The organism is Microvirga sp. HBU67558 (genome assembly GCF_018069605.1).
GTDB classification, from domain to species: domain Bacteria; phylum Pseudomonadota; class Alphaproteobacteria; order Rhizobiales; family Beijerinckiaceae; genus Microvirga; species Microvirga terrae.
Genome location: NZ_JAGPUP010000559.1, coordinates 74,379 through 94,471, shown reverse-complemented (window position 1 = coordinate 94,471; position 20,093 = coordinate 74,379). Strand labels below are relative to the sequence as shown.

Sequence of the window (20,093 nt, the reverse complement as noted above, 5' to 3'; positions counted from 1 at the left end):
GCCGGATGGCAAAGCTCCACTTCCTCTACTCGGTGATGAACGCAGGCAAGACCACCCATCTCCTGCAGGTCCGCTACAATTACATCGAGAACGGCGGCCATGTGCTGCTGTTCACGAGCGTGATCGACGACCGGTTCGGCATCGGCAAGGTCAAGTCGCGCCTCGGTCTCGAGGCCGACGCGACTCCCCTGCGGAAGGAAGACGCCATCGACGCCCTCGTGGCGGCGGAGCATGCCAGGCGGCCGGTGACGGCGGTGCTCATCGACGAGGTCCAGTTCATGACGGCGGACCAGATCCGCCAGCTAGCCTGGATTGTCGACGAGCTGAGGATCCCCGTCATGGCCTATGGGCTCAAGAACAACGTCTACGGCACCCTGTTCAGCGACGCGATCGTGGCCCTGATGGCCCTGGCGGACGATTTTCAGGAGATCAAGCAGCTCTGCCATTGCGGCCGCAAGGCCACGATGATCCTGAAATACGACCGCAACGGCGAGGCCGTGCGCTCGGGCGAGGTGGTCGAGATCGGCGGCGAAGGTCGCTACGTGTCCGTCTGCCGTCCCCACTGGACGGCCGGAGACATCGGCCCCGCGGCCCGGCAGCTGCTGGCCCAGCCCGTGGCGGCAGAGTAAGAGCTCTAGCTCTTCACCCTGGCCCGCGGATGGGCCGCGTTGAAGGCGTCCATGAGGCGGGCGGCGTCGACCTTCGTGTAGAGCTGGGTGGTCGAGAGCGAGGCATGGCCCAGGAGCTCCTGGATGCCGCGCAGGTCGCCGCCCTTGGCGAGAAGATGCGTCGCGAAGGAATGGCGCAGGGCATGGGGCGTGGCGCTGTCCGGCAGGCCGAGGGCGCCTCGCAGCTCCTCCACGGCGAGCTGGATGATGCGCGGCGAGAGTGGCCCGCCCCGAGCGCCGACGAAGAGCGGACCCTCTGGCGGAATCGCGTAAGGGCAGAGTTGCAGATACGTCTCCACGGCCCTCTGGATCGGCGGGATGACCGGCACGCTGCGCATCTTGCCGCCCTTGCCGGTCACCGTGACGGTGTCGATTCCAGCGACCGGGGCGTCCCGGCGCTGCAGCCCGAGCGCCTCGGAAATGCGCAGGCCCGCGCCGTAGAGCAGCGACAGCACGGCGGCGTCCCGGGCCAGGATCCAGGCCTTGCGGCTCTCCGAGATCCGCGTCTCGACATCCGTCACGGCGACGGCCGCGGAGGCGGAGAGGGGACGGGGCAGGTTCTTGTCCACTTTGGGCGTTCGGATTGCCGCGAAGGCCGAGGCCGTCCCAAAGCCCTCCCGCTCCAGATGGCGGGCGAAGGAGCGCAGGGCGGCGAGCTGGCGCATGAGCGAGCGGCTGCCGACCTGATCCATGCGCCGGGCGGCCAGGAAGGCGCGGATGTCGAGGGGCTTCAGGCCCAGGATGCCCTTCACGCTCGGCGGCTCGCCGAGATGGTTGGTCAGAAAGGCCAGGAACTGGCGCAGATCTCGGGCGTAGGCCTCGACTGTCTTCGCCGAGAGCCGCCGCTCCTTGGCCAGCGAGGCGAGCCAAGCCATCGCCTCGCGGCGGGTGTCATCCGCCCCGGGGAGAACGAGATCGAGCACGGAGGATGAATTCGTTGCGTCCGTCACGGTCCCAGTATCGCTTCGCCGCCTTGCCAAAACGTGAAGCACCGACGCCCCATCGCGACCGGATGGGATAAGATCCCGGTCAGTCCAACAGGGAGACCGCGCGTGAGCCAGGACAGAATGAGCCTTCCGGGGACCCAAGGGTATGGCGAAGAGGCCGACGGTCTCGTGGAGACCTACGAGAGCCTCGTTTTCGAGGATCTCTATCGTCCCGTGCTCGATTTGCTGCCCGAGCCGGGCAGGGCCCTCGACATCGGAGCCGGCACGGGCCGCGATGCCGCGGCCCTGGCGCGGCGCGGCTTCCGGGTCCATGCGGTCGAGCCCACGCCCGAGCTGCGCCGTCACGCTCAACGCCTCCATGCCGAACCGACCATCGTTTGGATCGACGACGGGCTGCCGGATCTGGCGCAGGTGCGGGCCGGTGGCGAGCGTTTCGATCTCATCCTGATGACGGCCGTGTGGATGCATCTCGACGAGGGCGAGCGAAGCCGGGCTTTGCCGCATCTTGCGGAGCTGCTCGCCCCGCGGGGCAGAATCGTCATGACCGTCCGAAAAGGACCGGTTCCGGCGGGCCGAAGGATGTTCGAGGTGCCCATCGACCCTCTGATATCCCAGGCAGGGTCGCTGGGACTCGCTCTTCTCGCGAGACACGCGTTTCCCGACATGCGCGGCCGCCAGGGCGTGAGCTGGACCATACTTGCGTTCGAGAGGCAAAATCGGGTCTAAGCTGTCGCTCATGTTCTCCTCGTTCGCGCTCTCCCGCTGATGGCCGCCAAGATCGCCGATGTCCTCATCCCGCTGGCGCTGGACACGGCCTATTCCTACGCCGTGCCGGACGGCCTTGCCCTCGAGGAGGGCGACGTGGTGCAGGTCCCACTCGCCAACCGCGAGGTGGCCGGCGTCGTCTGGGGTCTGCGCGAGGGGCAGGGCGGCAACCTGAAGAAGGTCACGGGCGTGATCGAGGCGCCGAACCTGTCGCCCAGGATGCGCAAGTTCCTGGACTGGATCGCCTGGTACACCCTGGCGCCCAAGGGCTCGGCGCTCGCCATGGGGCTCAAGATCCCGGATCCCGACCGGCAGGAGGTGGCCCGCGTCGGCGTGAGGCTGGCCGGCGCCCTGCCGAAGCGCCTGACGCCGGCCCGGCAGAAGGTGATCGAGGTTGCCAAGGACGGAGCGGTGCGGCTCAAGAGCGAGCTCGCGCATGCGGCCGGTGTGAGCAACGGCGTCGTCGACGGGCTCATCGACGAGGGAACCCTCGAGACGGTCACCCTGCTGGCCGAGCCCGTCGCCGAGACGCCCAACCCGGGTTTCGGCCACACGGCCCTGTCCGACGGGCAGAAGGCGGCGGCCGAGGAGATTGTCGCCGCCATGGCCGAGGAGCATCCGCCCGTGATTCTTCTCGAAGGCGTCACGGGATCCGGCAAGACGGAGGTGTATTTCGAGGCCGTGGCCGAGGCCGTCCGCACCGGCCGGCAGGCCCTGATCCTCATGCCCGAGATCGCCCTGACGGCGCAGTTCCTGGACCGCTTCGCGGCCCGGTTCGGGGTCAAGCCCGCTACCTGGCATTCGGGCGTCACGGGGCGCCGGCGCGAGCGGCTCTACACGGCCATCGCGGCGGGCGACGTGAAGGTGGTGGCGGGCGCCCGCTCGGCCCTGTTCCTGCCTTACGCGGATCTCGGCCTCATCATCGTCGACGAGGAGCACGAGACCGCCTACAAGCAGGACGACGGGGTGCATTATCATGCCCGCGACATGGCGGTGGTCCGCGGCAGGATCGAGAACGCCCCCGTGGTGCTCGCCTCCGCCACGCCGTCCATCGAGAGCCGGGTCAACGTGGAGCGCGGGCGCTACCGCCATGTGCGCCTGCCCGAGCGATTCGGCGGCCGCTCCATGCCCCAGATCCGCGCCGTGGACCTGCGCAAGGAGGCCATTCCCAAGGGGCGCTGGCTCTCGCCGACCCTGGTGGGTGCCGTGGAGGATACGGTCGGGCGCGGCGAGCAGGCGCTCCTCTTCCTCAACCGGCGCGGCTATGCCCCGCTCACCCTCTGCCGGGCCTGCGCCCACCGCTACGAATGCCCCAACTGTTCCTCCTGGCTGGTGGAGCACCGCTTCCGACGGGCCCTCGTGTGCCACCATTGCGGCCACGTGGAGCGCACGCCCCACGCCTGCGTCGAATGCGGCAGCGTCGATTCGCTGGTGCCGTGCGGCCCCGGCGTGGAGCGCATTGCCGAGGAGGCCGCGGAGCTGTTCCCGGACAAGCGCTGCATCGTGCTCTCGAGCGACTTTCCCGGCGGCACCGAGCGGCTGCGGGCCGAACTCGCGGCGATCGCCACGGGCGAGTTCGACATCGTCATCGGCACCCAGCTTGTGGCCAAGGGGCACAATTTCCCGCTCATGACCCTGGTGGGCGTGCTCGATGCCGATATCGGCCTCACCTCGGGCGATCCGCGCGCCGCCGAGCGCACCTTCCAGATGCTCCAGCAGGTGACCGGCCGCGCCGGGCGCGGCGAGAAGCCGGGCCGGGCGCTGGTCCAGACCTGGCAGCCCGACCACCCGGTGATCGCGGCCCTGATCTCGGGAGACGCGGAACGGTTCTACGAGGAGGAGACCCGGGTGCGCGAGATGGCCGGCCTGCCCCCCTTCGGGCGGCTCGCCTCCCTGATCGTCTCGGCCGAGGACCGCGAGGCCGCGGAGGGGCACGCCCGGGCCATGGCCCTCGTGGCCGAGCCGTCGCCCGGCGTGACGGTGCTCGGACCGGCCGAGGCGCCGCTCGCCCTCATCCGCGGCCGCTACCGCTTCCGATTGCTGGTGAAAACCGAGCGCGAGGTGGATCTTCAGGCCTATCTCCGGGGTTGGATGGCCCGCTGCCCGAAGATCCGCGGCAATACCCGCGTGTCCATCGACGTGGATCCCCAAAGTTTTTTGTAATCGAGAGCTTTTTGTGATCAAGCGAACTCCCAACACCAAGACAGGGCCCATGACCAAGATCGTCCATTGCATCCGCCACGGCCAATCCACCTTCAACGCCCATTGGGCCGAGCACGGCGAGGATCCGGGCCATTTCGATGCGCCTCTCACGGCACTCGGCCAGCAGCAGGTGGCCGAGCGGGCGCCGGAGCTGCGCCAGCACCCCTATGAACTCGTCGTGACCTCGCCCCTGACCCGGGCGATCCAGACCACCATGGGCCTGTTCGGGACGCATCCGGCCGCCCCACCGATCCTGGTCGAGTGCCTCCACCGCGAGCACCTGGAGAGCAGCTGCGACGTGGGCCGCGCGGTCTCCCAGCTGTCCCGGGACTTTCCGCACCTGCATTTCGGTCACCTGGACGAGGTCTGGTGGCACAGCGAGGGCGAGGTGAACGAGCGCGGCTTCGTGTCCGAACCGCCTCACGTCTTCGAGGAGCGGGTCGAGCGGTTCCGGCAGTGGCTCGCCGAGCGGCCGGAGGCGATGATCGCCGTCGTCGGGCACGGCACCTTCTTCAGCAGGCTCACCGGGCGGTTCCTGGCCAATTGCGAGGTGGCCGCGCTGGAGCTTTGAAGCATTTTGCGCCGACGCGGCTCCTGCGAGCCTTCACCATAACCGACGGCTCGGTTTTTTCCCGGCCAGACAGGGCCCAGCTCGCCTTGCGCCCTGGGAAAACCCATGCTAGTGCACCCTCGCCTGACGGGCGGAGAAGGCTCCCGCCCCAGGCTCATTTCCACACCTGACGGGTTTCCCGAGGGCCTCAATTGCAGGCTGCCCCGGTCCGAGGCCCGTTAAGACACGAGAGAGACGGTTACGTGGCGCAAAGCGGTTCGCAAGAAGGACCCCTCCTGTCGGGCGTAGCATTGCGCTATGCTTCGGCGCTGTTCGAACTCGCTCGCGAAGCGAATGCCGTGGATGCCGTCTCCGGCGACCTGGCCCGCTTCGATCAGCTGATCCGCGGCAGCGAAGACTTGCAGCGCCTGATCCAGAATCCCATCTTCACGGCCGAAGAGCAGTCCAACGCGATCGGGGCCATTCTCGACAAGGCCGGCATTTCGGGCCTTGCGGGCAATTTCATCCGCCTGGTCGCGTCCAAGCGCCGGCTCTTCGCGCTGCCCGACATGATCCGCGCCTTCCAGAATCTGGAATCCGATGCCAAGGGTATCGTCCGGGCGCAGGTCATCCTGGCGGAAGCGCCGTCCGACACGGTCCTGAACGAAATCAAGGCGGCGCTGCGCGACGTCGCCAAGGCTGACGTCTCCGTCGACGTCAAAATCGACCCGAGCCTCATCGGCGGTCTCATCGTAAAGATGGGGTCCCGCATGGTGGATGCCTCGGTGCGCACCAAACTCAATTCCATTCGTCTAGCGATGAAAGAGGTCCGCTGATGGACATTCGAGCCGCTGAGATCTCCGCGATCCTCAAAGAGCAGATCAAGAACTTCGGTACCGAGGCTGAAGTCACCGAAGTCGGGCAGGTCCTGTCCGTCGGTGACGGCATTGCCCGTTGCTACGGCCTCGACAAGGTCCAGGCCGGCGAGATGGTCGAATTCGAGAGCGGCGTGCGCGGCATGGCCCTCAACCTCGAGACCGACAACGTCGGCGTCGTGGTGTTCGGCTCCGACCGTGAGATCGCCGAAGGCCAGACCGTGAAGCGCACGGGCGCCATCGTGGACGTGCCAGTCGGCAAGGGTCTCCTCGGCCGCGTCGTCGACGCGCTCGGCAATCCCATCGACGGCAAGGGCCCGATCCAGGCCACCGAGCGCCGCCGCGTGGACGTGAAGGCTCCCGGCATCATTCCGCGCAAGTCGGTGCACGAGCCGATGGCGACGGGCCTCAAGGCCATCGACGCCCTGATCCCGGTCGGCCGCGGCCAGCGCGAGCTGATCATCGGCGACCGCCAGACCGGCAAGACCGCCGTCGTGCTCGACACGATCCTCAACCAGAAGCCGCTCAACCAGGGCAACGACGAATCGCAGAAGCTGTACTGCGTGTACGTCGCGGTCGGCCAGAAGCGCTCCACCGTGGCCCAGTTCGTCAAGGTTCTCGAAGAGCAAGGCGCGCTGGAATATTCCATCATCATCGCGGCCACCGCCTCGGACCCGGCTCCGATGCAGTTCCTGGCACCCTTCTCGGGCTGCGCCATGGGCGAGTTCTTCCGCGACAACGGAATGCACGCCGTGATCGTGTACGACGACCTGTCCAAGCAGGCCGTGGCCTACCGTCAGATGTCCCTCCTGCTCCGTCGTCCTCCCGGCCGCGAGGCTTATCCGGGCGACGTGTTCTACCTCCATTCCCGCCTGCTCGAGCGCGCCGCGAAGCTCAACGACAGCCAGGGCGCCGGCTCGCTCACCGCTCTGCCGGTCATCGAGACGCAGGCCAACGACGTGTCGGCCTATATCCCGACCAACGTGATCTCGATCACCGACGGCCAGATCTTCCTCGAGACGGACCTGTTCTACCAGGGCATCCGTCCGGCCGTGAACGTCGGCCTCTCGGTGTCGCGCGTGGGCTCCTCGGCCCAGACGAAGGCAATGAAGAAGGTCGCGGGCAAGATCAAGGGTGAGCTGGCCCAGTACCGCGAGATGGCGGCCTTCGCCCAGTTCGGCTCCGACCTCGACGCCACGACGCAGCGCCTCCTGAACCGGGGTTCGCGTCTGACCGAACTCCTGAAGCAGCCGCAGTTCTCGCCGCTGAAGATGGAAGAGCAGGTCGCCGTGATCTACGCCGGCGTGAACGGCTACCTCGACAGCCTGCCCCTCAACCGAGTGCGGGCGTTCGAGGACGGGCTGCTCTCGCTCCTGCGCGGCAAGCACGCCGATATCCTCGATGCCATCCGGGCTTCGAAGGACCTGTCGAGCGACTCGGAAGCGAAGCTCAAGGACGTGGTCCAGACCTTCGCCAAGTCTTTCTCGTAAAGACATCCGTTCTCGTAAGATCCAGCCGGATTTCCGGAGAGGGTAGGGCCGCTCGATGCCGAGCTTGAAAGACCTTCGTAACCGCATCGCCTCGGTCAAGGCGACGCAGAAGATCACCAAGGCCATGCAGATGGTGGCCGCCGCGAAGCTGCGCCGTGCGCAGACCGCAGCGGAAGCCGCGCGTCCTTACGCGGAGCGCATGGCCGTGGTGCTCGGCAACCTCGCGTCCGGCATCACGGTCGGGCCCGAGACGCCGCGCCTCCTAGCCGGCACCGGTTCCGAGCGCGTTCACCTGCTGGTCGTCTGCACGGCCGAGCGCGGCCTGTGCGGGGCGTTCAACTCCTCGATCGCACGCCTCGCCCGCGACCATGCCAACCGGCTCCTCGCCGAAGGCAAGACGGTCAAGATCATCTGCGTCGGCAAGAAGGGCTACGACATCCTGCGTCGCCAGTTCGCCGAGCAGATCATCGAGTCCGTCGACCTGCGGGCGGTGCGCCAGATCGGCTTCGAGCAGGCGGACCAGATCGCCCAGAAGATCCTCGGCCGCTTCGACGCGGGCGAGTTCGACGTGGCGACCCTGTTCTACTCGCGCTTCCGCTCGGTGATCGCCCAGATTCCGACGGCGCAGCAGATCATCCCGGCCCAGATCGAGGCCAGCGCCGGTGCCACCGACGCGGTCTACGACTACGAGCCCGAGGAAGGCGAGATCCTCACCACGCTCCTGCCGCGGAACCTCACCGTGCAGATCTTCCGTGCGCTGCTCGAGAACGCCGCCTCCGAACAGGGCGCCCGCATGAGCGCCATGGACAACGCGACCCGCAACGCCGGCGAAATGATCAAGAAGCAGACGATGACCTACAACCGGTCCCGTCAGGCGATGATCACCAAGGAACTGATCGAAATCATCTCGGGCGCCGAGGCGCTCTGACGACATCCGAGAGGAGCCAATCATGGCCAACACCGCTACCACTGCCGGCAAAGCGACCGGTCGCATCACCCAGGTCATCGGCGCCGTTGTCGACGTGCAGTTCGACGGCCACCTGCCAGAGATCCTGAACGCTCTCGAGACCACGAACGGCGGCAACCGCCTCGTACTCGAAGTTTCGCAGCAGCTGGGCGAGAGCACCGTGCGCTGCATCGCCATGGACACCTCCGAGGGTCTCGTCCGCGGTCAGGAAGTCACCGATACCGGCGCGCCGATCTCGGTGCCCGTCGGCGCCGCCACCCTCGGCCGCATTATGAACGTCATCGGCGAGCCCGTGGACGAAGCTGGCCCGATCGTCGGCGAAGGCACCCGCGCCATCCACCAGCCGGCTCCCTCCTACGCCGAGCAGTCCACCGAGGGTCAGATCCTCGTGACGGGCATCAAGGTGGTCGACCTTCTCGCCCCCTACGCCAAGGGCGGTAAGATCGGCCTCTTCGGCGGCGCCGGCGTCGGCAAGACCGTGCTCATCATGGAGCTTATCAACAACGTCGCGAAGGCGCACGGCGGCTACTCCGTGTTCGCCGGCGTCGGCGAGCGTACCCGCGAGGGCAACGATCTCTATCACGAGATGATCGAGTCGAAGGTGAACGTCGACCCCCGCGAGAACGGCTCGGCCGCCGGATCCAAGTGCGCCCTCGTGTACGGCCAGATGAACGAGCCCCCGGGCGCCCGCGCCCGTGTCGCACTCACCGGCCTGACCGTCGCCGAGAACTTCCGCGATCAGGGTCAGGACGTGCTGTTCTTCGTGGACAACATCTTCCGCTTCACCCAGGCAGGCTCCGAGGTTTCGGCGCTTCTCGGCCGTATTCCCTCGGCGGTGGGCTACCAGCCGACCCTGTCCACGGACATGGGCGCCCTGCAGGAGCGCATCACCACCACGACCAAGGGCTCGATCACCTCGGTGCAGGCCATCTACGTGCCGGCCGACGACCTGACCGACCCGGCGCCGGCCACCTCGTTCGCCCACCTCGACGCCACGACCGTGCTGTCGCGCTCGATCGCCGAGAAGGGCATCTACCCGGCCGTGGACCCGCTCGACTCGACCTCGCGCATGCTCTCGGCCGCCATCGTCGGTGACGAGCACTACAACACCGCCCGTCAGGTCCAGCAGGTGCTGCAGCGCTACAAGGCGCTCCAGGACATCATCGCGATCCTGGGCATGGACGAACTCTCCGAAGAGGACAAGCTCACCGTCGCCCGCGCCCGAAAAATCGAGCGCTTCCTGTCGCAGCCCTTCCATGTGGCCGAAGTGTTCACCGGCTCGCCCGGCAAGCTCGTGTCGCTCGAAGACACCATCAAGGGCTTCAAGGGTCTCGTCGAAGGCCAGTACGATCACCTCCCGGAGGCTGCCTTCTACATGGTCGGCACCATCGAGGAAGCCGTCGAGAAGGCCCAGCGCCTGGCGGCCGAAGCGGCCTAAGTCAAACCAGACGTCATCCCGGAGCAGTGCGCCCACGCTCCGGGATGCTCGTGTCCAAGCGTATCTCCCAAACGATTCCCGACCGCCCGGTGGCCGCGGGATGACGAGGAGCACAGATGGCTACCTTCAACTTCGAACTCGTGTCCCCTGAGCGCGTCTTGTTCTCCGGCGACGTGGACGCCGTCGTGCTGCCGGCAACCGAGGGCGACATGACGGTTCTGGCCGGCCACTCGCCGGTGATGACCACCCTCAAGACCGGGTTCCTCGTCATCACCAGCACGCCCGGTAACGGACGACGGGTTCTCGTGCGCGGCGGCTTCGCCGACATCAACCAGAACGGCCTCACGGTTCTGGCGGAGCGCGCCCTTCCCGAGGAAGAGCTGACCCAGGACATCCTCGACCAGGAAATCCTGACCGCCGAGATGCACTACGACGCCTCCAACGAGCCGGCCGCGAAGCACGCGGCGGAATCGGCGATCGCGCAGCTGCGCGAAGCCAAGGCGGCGCTGAACTTCTGAGACTGAAACAACCCGGCCACGAGCCGGGTTTTTTATGTCATGGTCCCCGTCAGCGCTCCGCTCATCCTCACGCTCCGGCTCGACGAAGGGTCATTCGCCTTCTTTGACGCGCAGCGACAGCGCTACTTTCCGCCCGACCGCAACTTCATCCCGGCCCATCTCACCCTGTTCCATGCGCTGCCGGGCGAGCATCGTCCCGCCATCCAGAGCGACATCGAGCGGACGATCACCGGTCGGGCGCCCTTCTCCCTCGCCGTCACAGGCCTTCGGTCCCTCGGACGCGGAGTCGCCTATACGCTCCACTCCGCGGACCTCGCCGACCTGCGTCGCGCCCTGGCGCTGACGTGGAACGACTGGCTCAAGCCCCAGGACCGGCAGAACCACCAACCGCACGTGACCGTGCAGAACAAGGTCGATCCCACCCGGGCAAGGGCTCTCCTGGAACATCTCACGGAGAGCTTCCAGCCCTTTCAAGCCGAGGCGCTCGGGCTTGACCTGTGGTGGTATCGCGGCGGGCCGTGGGAGATGGTCGGCCTCTTCGACTTCACCGCCTGACCGATACACCACGTCATGGCCGGGCTTGTCCCGGCCATCCCGACCCGACGAGCGATGCCCTACAACCAAGCGGGATCACCGGCACAAGGCCGGCGACGACGAGGAAGAGGCGTAACCCGGGCGATCGACCCAGCGCGTGCCCTATTCCCCCATGGCGATCAGGTTGGCGTTGCCGCCCGCCGCGGCCGTATTGATCGTCACCGTCTGCTCGGTGGCGAAGCGCAGGAGATAGTGCGGGCCCCCGGCCTTCGGTCCCGTGCCGGACAGGCCGTGCCCGCCGAAGGGCTGCACGCCCACGACCGCCCCGATCATGTTGCGGTTGACGTAGACATTGCCCACCGACAGCGCCTGGACGACACGCGCGACCGTCGCGTCGATGCGCGAGTGGACGCCGAGCGTCAGGCCGTAGCCGCTGCCCTCGATCGCGCGCAGCACCTCCTCCAGCCGGTCCGCCCTGTAGCGCACCACGTGCAGCACCGGGCCGAACACCTCCTGGGCGAGATCGTGCGGCTTGTTCAGCTCGAAGATATGCGGCGCCACATAGGTGCCCGCCGCAGGCGCTTCACCGGCATAATGCACCTTCGCCGATGTCTTCATCGCCGAGATATGGGCATCGAGCTTGTCCTTCGCCTCGCGGTCGATCACAGGACCGACATGGGTCGAGATCTCGCGCGGGTCCGCGATCTTCAGCTCGCGGGCATTGCCGGCGATCATTTCGATCATGCGGTCGGCCACGTCGTCCTGGACGCAGAGCAGCCGCAGGGCCGAGCAGCGCTGACCGGCCGACCGGAAGGCCGACATGACAACGTCGTCCGCGACCTGCTCCGGCAACGCGGTTGCGTCGACGATCATCGCATTGATACCGCCGGTCTCGGCGATCAGCGGAACGATGGCGGCGTCCTTGCCGGCGAGCGTGCGGTTGATGATGCGGGCGACCTCTGTCGAGCCGGTGAAGACCACACCGGCCACATCCTTGTGCTCCACGAGACGCGCGCCGACACGCCCGTCACCGGGCACCAGGTGAAGCGCCGTTTTCGGGACGCCCGCCTCGTGCAAAATGCGCACGGCGAGGTCCGCGATCAGGGGCGTCTGCTCGGCAGGCTTCGCCACAACGGCGTTGCCGGCCATCAGCGCGGCGCTGACCTGGCCGAGGAAGATCGCGAGCGGGAAGTTCCAGGGCGAAATCGCCACGAACACGCCGCGCCCGCGCAGCCGCAGCACGTTGCTCTCGCCGGTGGGACCAGGCATCGCCTCGCCGGCGCCGAAGAGGGTGCGGCCCTGAACGGCATAGTAGCGCAGGAAATCGACGGCCTCGCGCACCTCCGAGAGCGCATCGTCCAGGGTCTTGCCGGCCTCGACCTGCAACAGGTGCAGCAGCGCCCCGCGCCGCTCCTCCAGAAGATCGGCGGCCCGCTGGAGGGCTTTCGCACGCGTGTTCGCGTCCGTGCGGCTCCAGCCGGCGAAGCCCGCCTGCGCGGCCGCCATCGCCCGGTCGGCCGTTTCCGGCGCGGCGTCCGTTACCTGGCCGGCCACGGTGCTGCCGTCGACCGGGCTGACCACCGGCCGGGCGACCCCGGACGCGGCCTTGCCGTCGATCAGCGGCACCGCCTTGAAGTTCTGCTGCCCGCCTGCCCTGATCTCCGCGAGGAGGGCATCGAGCGACGCCTGGTGACCGAATTCCACGCCCCGCGAGTTGGCACGTTCAGGGCCATAGAGGTCGCGCGGCAGCGGGAGCTTCGGGTGACGCGCCCTGTCGGCCGACACGATGATGTCCGCCGGACGCTTCAGGAGGGACTGCACCGGTACGTTGGTATCGGCCGCGACCGACACGAAGGAGGAATTCGCCCCGTTCTCCAGGAGACGGCGCACCAAATAGGCGAGAAGATCGCGATGGCCGCCCACCGGCGCGTAAGCCCGGCAGGCAAGGCCCGGCCTGTCCTCGAGAAGGCGGGCATAGAGCGCATCGCCCATGCCGTGCAGGCGCTGGAACTCGTAGCCCTCCGTGCCGCCGGCCCGCTCGATGATTGACGCGACGGTGAGCGCGTTGTGGGTGGCGAATTGCGGATAGATGCGTGGCCGCAGGGACAGCATCTTCTCGGCGCAGGCCATGTAGTGAAGATCCGTCATCGCCTTGCGGGTGAAGACCGGGTAGTCGTCGAGGCCGCGCTCCTGAGCGCGCTTCACCTCCGTGTCCCAATAAGCGCCCTTCACCAGGCGCACCATGAGCTGGCGGTCGTAGCGCTCCGCCATGGCGGCGATCGCGTCGATCACCGATCCAGCCCGCTTCTGGTAGGATTGGATGGCGAGCCCGAAACCCTTCCAGTCGGCGAGCGATGGATCGGCGAGCACGGCCTCGATCACCTCGAGCGACAACTCCAGCCGGTCGGCCTCCTCCGCGTCGACGGTGAAGTTGAGATCGTAGGATTTCGCCCTTTGCGCCAATTCGATCACGAGCGGCACCAGCTCGCGCATGACCCGCTCGCGGCTCGTGGCCTCGTAGCGCGGGTGCAGGGCCGAGAGCTTCACCGAGATGCCGGGCCGGTTCGGCAGCGGCTCGTTGCCGGCCGAGCGGCCGATGGCGTCGATGGCGGAGGCGTACGAATCGAAGTAGCGGCGGGCGTCATCGGCCGTGCGGGCGCCTTCGCCCAGCATGTCGAACGAATAGCGGTAGAGGCGGCCCTTGGACGAGGTGGCGCGCTTCAGAGCCTCGTCGATGGTCTGGCCCAGCACGAAGTGGTTGCCCATGACCCGCATGGCCTGGCGAGTGGCGGTGCGCACGGCGGGCAGGCCCAGGCGCTTGGTGAGCTGGCCCAGGATGCTCTCCGGGGTCTCGCCGGGCTGGATGATCCGCGCCGTGATGCCGAGCGCCCAGGCCGAGGCCGAGACGAGGAATGCGTCGGACTTCGCCTCGTGGCCGGCGAAGTCGGCCTGGCCCAGCTTGTCCTCGATCAGCCGATCGGCCGTGGCGGCATCTGGCACCCGCAGCAGCGCTTCGGCCAGCACCATGAGCGCGAGACCCTCCTTGGTGGAGAGCGCGTATTCCCGCAGCATCTCCTCGACGCCGCCGAGTCCGCCGCCCTTGGCGCGGATCGCCTCGATCAGGCGGGTCGCCTGCTCGTCCACCCGCTTTTCCCGCTCCGGCGAGAGGCGCGCGCTCGCGAGAAGGCGGGCGGCGAGGGCCTTATCGTCTTCCGCGAAAGGTGGGTTGAAGGGCAGGGCGGCGTTGGGGGCGGGGCTCATCGGAATGTCCTCTGGATGTTTCCAGAAATATAGGTGGCCTGAGACCGCGCTTCGATGGCAAAATTTGGGGTCTTGCCTTAGAAAGAGCGGAGAAAAGCTGGAAAGACCGTGCGAATGGCGGATTTGGACCGGATCGATCGCAAGATCCTCAAAGCTCTCCAGGCCGATGGCCGCATCGCCACCGTGGAGTTGGCCGAGAAGGTGGGATTGTCGCCCACGTCCACGGGCGAACGGGTGAAGCGCCTGCAGCGGGAGGGCGTCATCGCCGGCTACGGCGCCAGGCTCGATCCGCACCGGCTCGGCCTCGAGCTCCTGGTCTTCGTGGAGGTCTCTCTCGACAAGACCACGCCGGACGTCTTCGAGAAATTCGCCGCCGCCGTGAAGCGGGCCCCCGAGGTTCTCGAGTGCCACATGGTGGCGGGCGGCTTCGATTACTTGGTCAAGACCCGCGTGGCCGACATGGGCGCCTACCGCCACTTCCTCGGCGAGATCCTGCTGGCCCTGCCGGGCGTGAAGGAAACCCGCACCTATGCGGTCATGGAGGAGGTGAAGAGCGACGGGATGCTGCCCGTGTGATGGCCGTGGCGTGCCTTTCCGCCATCACCGGCCTGGGGCCGGTGGTCCCGATGCGAGAGGCTGAGCGCTTCCGACAGTCGGAATGGCCGGCACAAGGCCGGCCATGACGTGGTGGGCGTCCTCACCGGCGAAAGGCCGGTGATCGCGCAGGAAGTGCCTTAGCCGGCCACCGTCTTTTCCTCGTCCTTCGTCTTCCACAGGGAGTAGAGGACGCCGCCGGCGATCAGCGTGAGGGTGACGCCGAGCGAGATGGTGGGATCGAGCTTGCCCACAAGCTGGTTCCAGAAGATCTTGCCGCCGATGAAGACGAGCACCAGGGCGAGGGCGTATTTCAGGTAGTGGAACCGGTGCACCATGGCGGCCAGGGCGAAATAGAGTGCCCGCAGGCCCAGGATCGCCATGATGTTGGCCGTGTAGACCACGAAGGTGTCCGTGGTGATCGCGAAGATCGCCGGCACCGAGTCCACCGCGAAGATCAGGTCGGCCACGTTGATCACCACGAGGGCCAGGAAGAGCGGCGTCGCCCAGGTGACGATCCGGCCCGATTTCGGATCCGGCTCGAGCACGAAGAAGTGCTGGTCGTGAAGCCGGTTCGTCACCCGCATGTGCTTGCGCAGGAAACGGACAAGGGGGTTCTTCTCGATGTCGGGATCGCTCTCGGGGACGATCAGCATCTTGATCCCCGTTGCGATGAGGAAGGCGCCGAAGAGATAGAGCATCCAGGCGTATTCCTGCACCAGGGCCGCGCCCACGGCGATCATGATGCCGCGCAGGATGATGACGCCAACGATACCCCAGACGAGGGCGCGATACTGGTATTTCCGGGGGATCGCGAAATAGCTGAAGATCAGCGAGATCACGAAGACGTTGTCGATCGACAGGGACTTCTCGATGAAGAAGCCCGTGAAGTAGGAAATGCCCGCATGTGTGCCGTCCTCGGTCACCAGCAGGCCGGTCTCGAACGACCACCAGATATAAGCGCCGAAGGCGGTCGCGATGCCGATGTAGAAGGCGGACAGGAGAAGGCTCTCCTTCACGCCGAGCTCCCGGTCCTTCCTGTTCAGGACACCGAGATCGAAAGCGAGGAGAAAAACGACAAGGCTCAGGAAAGCCGTCCACATCCAGACGGGCTTCCCCAGCCATTCCATGAGCAGGAATTCTGGCATAACCGGACCTTTGATTGCTTCTGTTCAAGCATCGGCTCCGACATCGCAGTCGTGTGCTCACGTCCTGCCAGAGGGGCCCGGTCACCGATGGGATCCAACGTGGGGAGAGCCCGTCCGGCCGTCAAGAGCGCGGAACCCGACTTTTTCTGCTCAATTTTCCGTCAGATGCCCGTCCTGAGGGCAGGGGTGCCCGGCCAAGAGACTTGACCCGGAGAGCCGATCTGATTGCATGGTCAGGAACCGGGCAGGCGGCCCTAAAGAGCGCCACGAGGCTCCGGGCCATAACAATCAGAGGTGACGGTGATGTTTGCGGATCGTTCGACCAAGGCGAGGTGGATCACGGGGATGCTGGCCGGCGCGGCCGTGCTCCTCGGATCCGCGTCCGCCCAGGCCCAGACGCCGGTGAGGTTTTCGCTGGACTGGCGCTGGGAGGGGCCGGCGGCCCCCTTCGCAGTTGCGATCGACAAGGGCTACTTCAAGGCCGAGGGGCTCGACGTGACCATCGATCCGGCGGCAGGCTCGCGCGAGCCGATCTCGCGCGTGGCGTCCGGCACGTATGACGCGGGCTTCGGCGACGTGAATTCCCTCGTGCGCTTTCGCGACGAGAATCCGGGTGCCGACATCAAGGCCGTGATGGTGATCTACGACCGCCCCCCCTTCGCGCTCATCGGGCGCAAGAGCCGCGGCATCACCAAGGAGGTGTCGAGCCTGCAGGGCAAGAAGTTCGGCGCCCCGGCGGCGGACGGCGCCTATGCGCAATGGCCGATCTTCAAGGCGGTCAACAAGATCGACGATTCCACCATGAAGTTCGAGAACGTGGGCTTCCCGGTCCGCGAGCCGATGCTGGCGCAAGGAGAGGTCGACGCGGTGTTCGGCTTCTCCATGTCGTCCTACATCAACCTGAAATCGCGCGGTGTCCCGGCGGACGACATCGTCGTGATGCTCATGAGCGATTACGGCGTCGATCTCTACGGCAACACCATCATCGTGTCGCAGAAATTCGCCCAGGAGAAGCCGGAGGCCGTCAAGGGCCTCCTGCGCGCGATCATGAAGGGCGTGCAGGACACGGTGAAGGATCCCTCGAGCGCGGTCGATTCGGTCATCAAGCGCAACGACGTGGCCAAGAAGGACGTGGAACTCGAACGCCTCAAGATGGTGCTCGAGCAGAACATGATCACCCCTTGGGTCAAGGAGAACGGCTTCGGCGGCATCGACAAGGAGCGCTTCGCCAAGGCCCTCGACCAGATCGGCCTGACCTTCACCTACAAGAACAAACCTGAAGTCGGCGCCGTGTTCACGGAGGAGTTCTTGCCCGCCGCTGACCAGCGCAAAGTGAACTGATCAGCTGAGCCCGGCCGTTACAACAGCCGGGCTTTTTCTTTGGCTCACCGGCACGGCTTCATGAAACCCTTCGTCGATATCCATGACGTCACCCACGTCTATGCCCGGGCCGAGGACGGCCTGCCCGCGGTCCGGAACCTGAATCTCAAGGTCGGCGAGGGCGAGTTCGCCGCCATCGTCGGCCCCTCGGGCTGCGGCAAGTCCACCCTCATGAAGCTCGCCACCGGGCTGCAGTTTCCCCGCGAGGGAACGGTGATCGTCGATGGCAAGCAGGTGGGAGCTCCCGTCAAGCTTGCCGGCATGGCCTTCCAGAACCCTACCATGCTGCCCTGGCGGACGACGCTCGACAACATCCTCCTGCCGCTCGAGATCGTCGAGCCACACCGCTCGCGGCTGCGCCGCCACAAGGCGGAGTACGTGGGGAAGGCCGAAAGCCTGCTCGCCCAGGTAGGCCTGACTGGGCAGGGGCACAAATTTCCCTGGCAGCTCTCGGGCGGCATGCAGCAGCGGGCCTCTCTGTGCCGCGCCCTGATCCACGAGCCGAAGCTCCTGATGCTCGACGAGCCCTTCGGCGCCCTCGACAGCTTCACCCGCGAGGAGTTGTGGTGCGTGATGCGCGATCTCCACGCGGCCCAGAAGGTCACGATCATTCTCGTCACCCACGACCTGCGCGAGGCCGCGTTCCTAGCGGACCGGATCTTCTGCATGAGCGCCCGGCCGGGCCGGATCGTCGCCGAGAAGGAGGTGCCGTTTCCACGGCCGCGCGATCTCGAAATCACCTATACGCCGGAATTCTCCGAACTTGTCCATGAACTGCGTGGCCACATTGCGAAGGCGCGTCAGGCGGCGTGAAAGATCCATGAAAACCAAGAACCAGCTCGCTCTCGCCCCTTGGGTCTTCACCATCGGCTTCTTCGTGCTCTGGGAGGTTCTCTGCCACGCCCTGAGGATCTCGAGCTTCATCCTGCCCGCGCCCTCCACGATTCTGCTCGCCGTATGGGAGTATCGGACCCAGCTCGCCTATCACGCCATGCACACCCTCTGGATGACGCTGGCGGGCTTCGGCCTCGCGGTGGGATTCGGCCTGCTGCTCGGCATGGTGCTGGGCTCCTCGCGACTCATCAATGCCGGCTCGTACCCGCTGCTCGTGGGCTTCAACTCGATCCCCAAGGTCGCCGTGGTGCCCATCCTGGTGTTCTGGTTCGGCGTCGGCTGGGTGCCGCCGGTGATGACCGCCTTCCTGATCTCGTTCTTTCCCATCGTGGTGAACGTCGCAACGGGCATTTCGACGGTGGAGCCCGAAATGGAGGACGTGCTGCGGGCGCTCGGGGCCTCGAAGCGCGACATCGTATTCAAGGTCGGCGTGCCCCGGGCCATGCCGTATTTCTTCGGCTCGCTCAAGGTGGCGATCACGCTCGCCTATGTTGGTTCCGTCATCGGCGAGCAGAACGCGTCCAATGTCGGCATCGGCAACCTGCTCACCCGCGCATCCGCCGCCTTCGAGGTGCCCCTCGTCTGGGCCGCCCTCGTGGTCCTGGCGGTTCTCGGCGTCATTATGTACGCGATCACGGCCGCCGTGGAGCGCTCGATGACCGGCTGGGCCCAGCGCTCACAGATGGCGGCCTAGTCTCCTTCTTTCGGAGGGAGCGAACCAGGGTTCACCTCCGCAACGACAGAGGATTGTCGGAGAGCGCCGCCGCGTCGGGCTGGTCGACGGCGGGGCGCCCGAGAAAGGCGTTCCAAAGCCTCTCCACGGTGTCCCGCTCCAGATCGTCCACGATGAAGACGAGGCGGCTGCGCCGGTCGGCGCTCGGCCAGCGCGGCAGAACGGCCGGAACGTGGATTACGTGCTGGACGCCGTGGATGACCACCGGATGATCCGGATCCTCCGCGAGCGCCACGAGACCTTTCACCCGCAACAGCTTTGCGCCCTGGGACGAGCGCAGAAGGTCGAGGAACATGTCGAGGGTGCCCTGGCGGACCGGCTGATCGCTGGTGAGGCAGAAGGCCCGGATCCTGTCATCGTGCCGGTTCACGTCGTGATGATGGTGATGGTCCTGCCCGTGATGATGGTGATGTCCGTGCTGGTGCGCATGGCTCGCGTGCTCCGCCGCCTCCACGGCTTCCGTCTTCAGCCATTCGGCCACGTCGCCGATTTTGCCGTCGAGGCCAAAGAGACCACCCGAGACGACCGCCTCGGCCGGAGCATCCGCGGCCAGAAGGGCAGCGCCCGGGTTGAGCTGGCGTAACCGTTCGTGCAGGCGGACGAGGCCGTCCGGGTCCTGAACGAGATCGGTCTTGGTGATCACGATGCGCTCGGCGACGGCCGCCTGCTTCACGGCTTCCCGATGCGCATCCAGGGTTGCGGCGCCGTTGACCGCATCGACCGCCGTCACCACGCCTTCTACGGCGTAACGCAGCGAGAGATAGGGATGGTAGAGCACCGCGTGCAGTATCGGCGCCGGATCGGCCAGGCCCGTGGTCTCGATGATCACGCGCTTGAACGGCAGGATGCGGTCGTTGTCGCGCTTGCGCAGGAGGTCCTCGAGGGTCGCGATGAGGTCGCCGCGCACGGTGCAGCAGAGACAGCCGGCGGAGAGCAGCACCATGCCCTCGTCGACGGTCTCCACCAGGAGATGGTCGAGCCCGATCTCGCCGAACTCGTTCATGATGACCACCGTGTCCTGCAGGGCCGGATCCTTCAGGAGGCGGTTGAGCAGAGTGGTTTTACCCGAGCCCAGGAAGCCGGTGAGGATGGTAAGCGGGATCAGGGCGGGAGGGGTCATGGCGGTCAT

18 protein-coding genes are annotated in these 20,093 nt (G+C 66.6%); 14 read left to right on the top strand and 4 right to left on the bottom strand.

Annotation, left to right across the window (positions count from 1 at the left end):
• Window positions 1-5: 5 nt before the first annotated feature.
• On the top strand, window positions 6-629 hold the full coding sequence (locus tag KBI52_RS28550; RefSeq protein ID WP_173947416.1) for a thymidine kinase: 624 nt from the start codon (window positions 6-8) through the stop codon (window positions 627-629).
• A 5-nt stretch (window positions 630-634) separates the two neighbouring features.
• Here KBI52_RS28550 and KBI52_RS28545 read toward each other — a convergent pair whose 3' ends face one another.
• Window positions 635-1,543 (bottom strand): tyrosine recombinase XerC, encoded by a 909-nt coding sequence (locus KBI52_RS28545; RefSeq protein WP_247654706.1) that lies wholly within the window; start codon window positions 1,541-1,543, stop codon window positions 635-637.
• 177 nt (window positions 1,544-1,720) lie between these two features.
• Here KBI52_RS28545 and KBI52_RS28540 point away from each other — a divergent pair, with 177 nt between their 5' ends.
• From KBI52_RS28540 to KBI52_RS28500, 9 genes are all read left to right on the top strand, one after another.
• Window positions 1,721-2,341 (top strand): bifunctional 2-polyprenyl-6-hydroxyphenol methylase/3-demethylubiquinol 3-O-methyltransferase UbiG, encoded by a 621-nt coding sequence (locus tag KBI52_RS28540; protein ID WP_259060433.1) that lies wholly within the window; start codon window positions 1,721-1,723, stop codon window positions 2,339-2,341.
• A 39-nt stretch (window positions 2,342-2,380) separates the two neighbouring features.
• Window positions 2,381-4,543 carry a primosomal protein N' gene (locus tag KBI52_RS28535; RefSeq protein ID WP_173947414.1) on the top strand — a complete coding sequence of 721 codons (2,163 nt, stop codon included), beginning with the start codon at window positions 2,381-2,383 and terminating at the stop codon, window positions 4,541-4,543.
• 49 nt (window positions 4,544-4,592) lie between these two features.
• A complete protein-coding gene (locus tag KBI52_RS28530) occupies window positions 4,593-5,153 on the top strand; it encodes a histidine phosphatase family protein (RefSeq protein WP_210812458.1) in 561 nt (186 codons plus the stop codon).
• 242 nt (window positions 5,154-5,395) lie between these two features.
• Window positions 5,396-5,968, top strand: a complete 573-nt coding sequence (locus tag KBI52_RS28525) for a F0F1 ATP synthase subunit delta (protein WP_173947412.1) — start codon at window positions 5,396-5,398, stop codon at window positions 5,966-5,968.
• Window positions 5,968-7,497 (top strand): F0F1 ATP synthase subunit alpha, encoded by a 1,530-nt coding sequence (atpA, locus tag KBI52_RS28520; RefSeq protein WP_173948087.1) that lies wholly within the window; start codon window positions 5,968-5,970, stop codon window positions 7,495-7,497. The genes KBI52_RS28525 and atpA overlap by 1 nt, the downstream gene beginning before the upstream one ends.
• A gap of 55 nt (window positions 7,498-7,552) precedes the next feature.
• Window positions 7,553-8,425, top strand: a complete 873-nt coding sequence (locus tag KBI52_RS28515) for a F0F1 ATP synthase subunit gamma (protein ID WP_173948088.1) — start codon at window positions 7,553-7,555, stop codon at window positions 8,423-8,425.
• A gap of 22 nt (window positions 8,426-8,447) precedes the next feature.
• Complete coding sequence (atpD, locus tag KBI52_RS28510; protein ID WP_210812457.1) at window positions 8,448-9,902, top strand: F0F1 ATP synthase subunit beta; 1,455 nt, start codon at window positions 8,448-8,450, stop codon at window positions 9,900-9,902.
• Between the two features lie 116 nt (window positions 9,903-10,018).
• The gene (locus KBI52_RS28505) at window positions 10,019-10,420 is read left to right on the top strand and encodes a F0F1 ATP synthase subunit epsilon (RefSeq protein ID WP_173948090.1); all 402 of its coding nucleotides are present in this window, start codon (window positions 10,019-10,021) and stop codon (window positions 10,418-10,420) included.
• A gap of 39 nt (window positions 10,421-10,459) precedes the next feature.
• Complete coding sequence (locus tag KBI52_RS28500) at window positions 10,460-10,975, top strand: 2'-5' RNA ligase family protein (protein WP_210812456.1); 516 nt, start codon at window positions 10,460-10,462, stop codon at window positions 10,973-10,975.
• A gap of 141 nt (window positions 10,976-11,116) precedes the next feature.
• Here the strand turns inward: KBI52_RS28500 and putA are convergent, their stop codons facing one another.
• Window positions 11,117-14,215: a bifunctional proline dehydrogenase/L-glutamate gamma-semialdehyde dehydrogenase PutA gene (gene putA / locus KBI52_RS28495; RefSeq protein WP_210812455.1), complete on the bottom strand. Its 3,099-nt coding sequence runs from the start codon at window positions 14,213-14,215 to the stop codon at window positions 11,117-11,119.
• 114 nt (window positions 14,216-14,329) lie between these two features.
• On the opposite strand from putA, the gene KBI52_RS28490 reads away from it, so the two are divergent.
• Entirely contained in the window at window positions 14,330-14,791 is a 462-nt protein-coding gene (locus KBI52_RS28490; protein ID WP_173948093.1) for an Lrp/AsnC ligand binding domain-containing protein, read from the top strand.
• A 158-nt stretch (window positions 14,792-14,949) separates the two neighbouring features.
• On the opposite strand, the gene KBI52_RS28485 is transcribed toward KBI52_RS28490, so the two are convergent.
• Entirely contained in the window at window positions 14,950-15,957 is a 1,008-nt protein-coding gene (locus tag KBI52_RS28485; protein ID WP_173948094.1) for a TerC family protein, read from the bottom strand.
• A 303-nt stretch (window positions 15,958-16,260) separates the two neighbouring features.
• Here KBI52_RS28485 and KBI52_RS28480 point away from each other — a divergent pair, with 303 nt between their 5' ends.
• Genes KBI52_RS28480 through KBI52_RS28470 form a run of 3 tightly spaced genes read left to right on the top strand, consistent with a single transcriptional unit; the run spans window position 16,261 to window position 18,925 of the window.
• Entirely contained in the window at window positions 16,261-17,298 is a 1,038-nt protein-coding gene (locus KBI52_RS28480; RefSeq protein WP_210812454.1) for an ABC transporter substrate-binding protein, read from the top strand.
• Between the two features lie 60 nt (window positions 17,299-17,358).
• Window positions 17,359-18,150 (top strand): ABC transporter ATP-binding protein, encoded by a 792-nt coding sequence (locus KBI52_RS28475; protein WP_173948096.1) that lies wholly within the window; start codon window positions 17,359-17,361, stop codon window positions 18,148-18,150.
• A 7-nt stretch (window positions 18,151-18,157) separates the two neighbouring features.
• Window positions 18,158-18,925, top strand: a complete 768-nt coding sequence (locus KBI52_RS28470) for an ABC transporter permease (protein WP_210812453.1) — start codon at window positions 18,158-18,160, stop codon at window positions 18,923-18,925.
• A 31-nt stretch (window positions 18,926-18,956) separates the two neighbouring features.
• On the opposite strand, the gene KBI52_RS28465 is transcribed toward KBI52_RS28470, so the two are convergent.
• Window positions 18,957-20,093, bottom strand: coding sequence for a GTP-binding protein (locus KBI52_RS28465; RefSeq protein WP_210812452.1), 1,137 nt, complete (start codon window positions 20,091-20,093; stop codon window positions 18,957-18,959).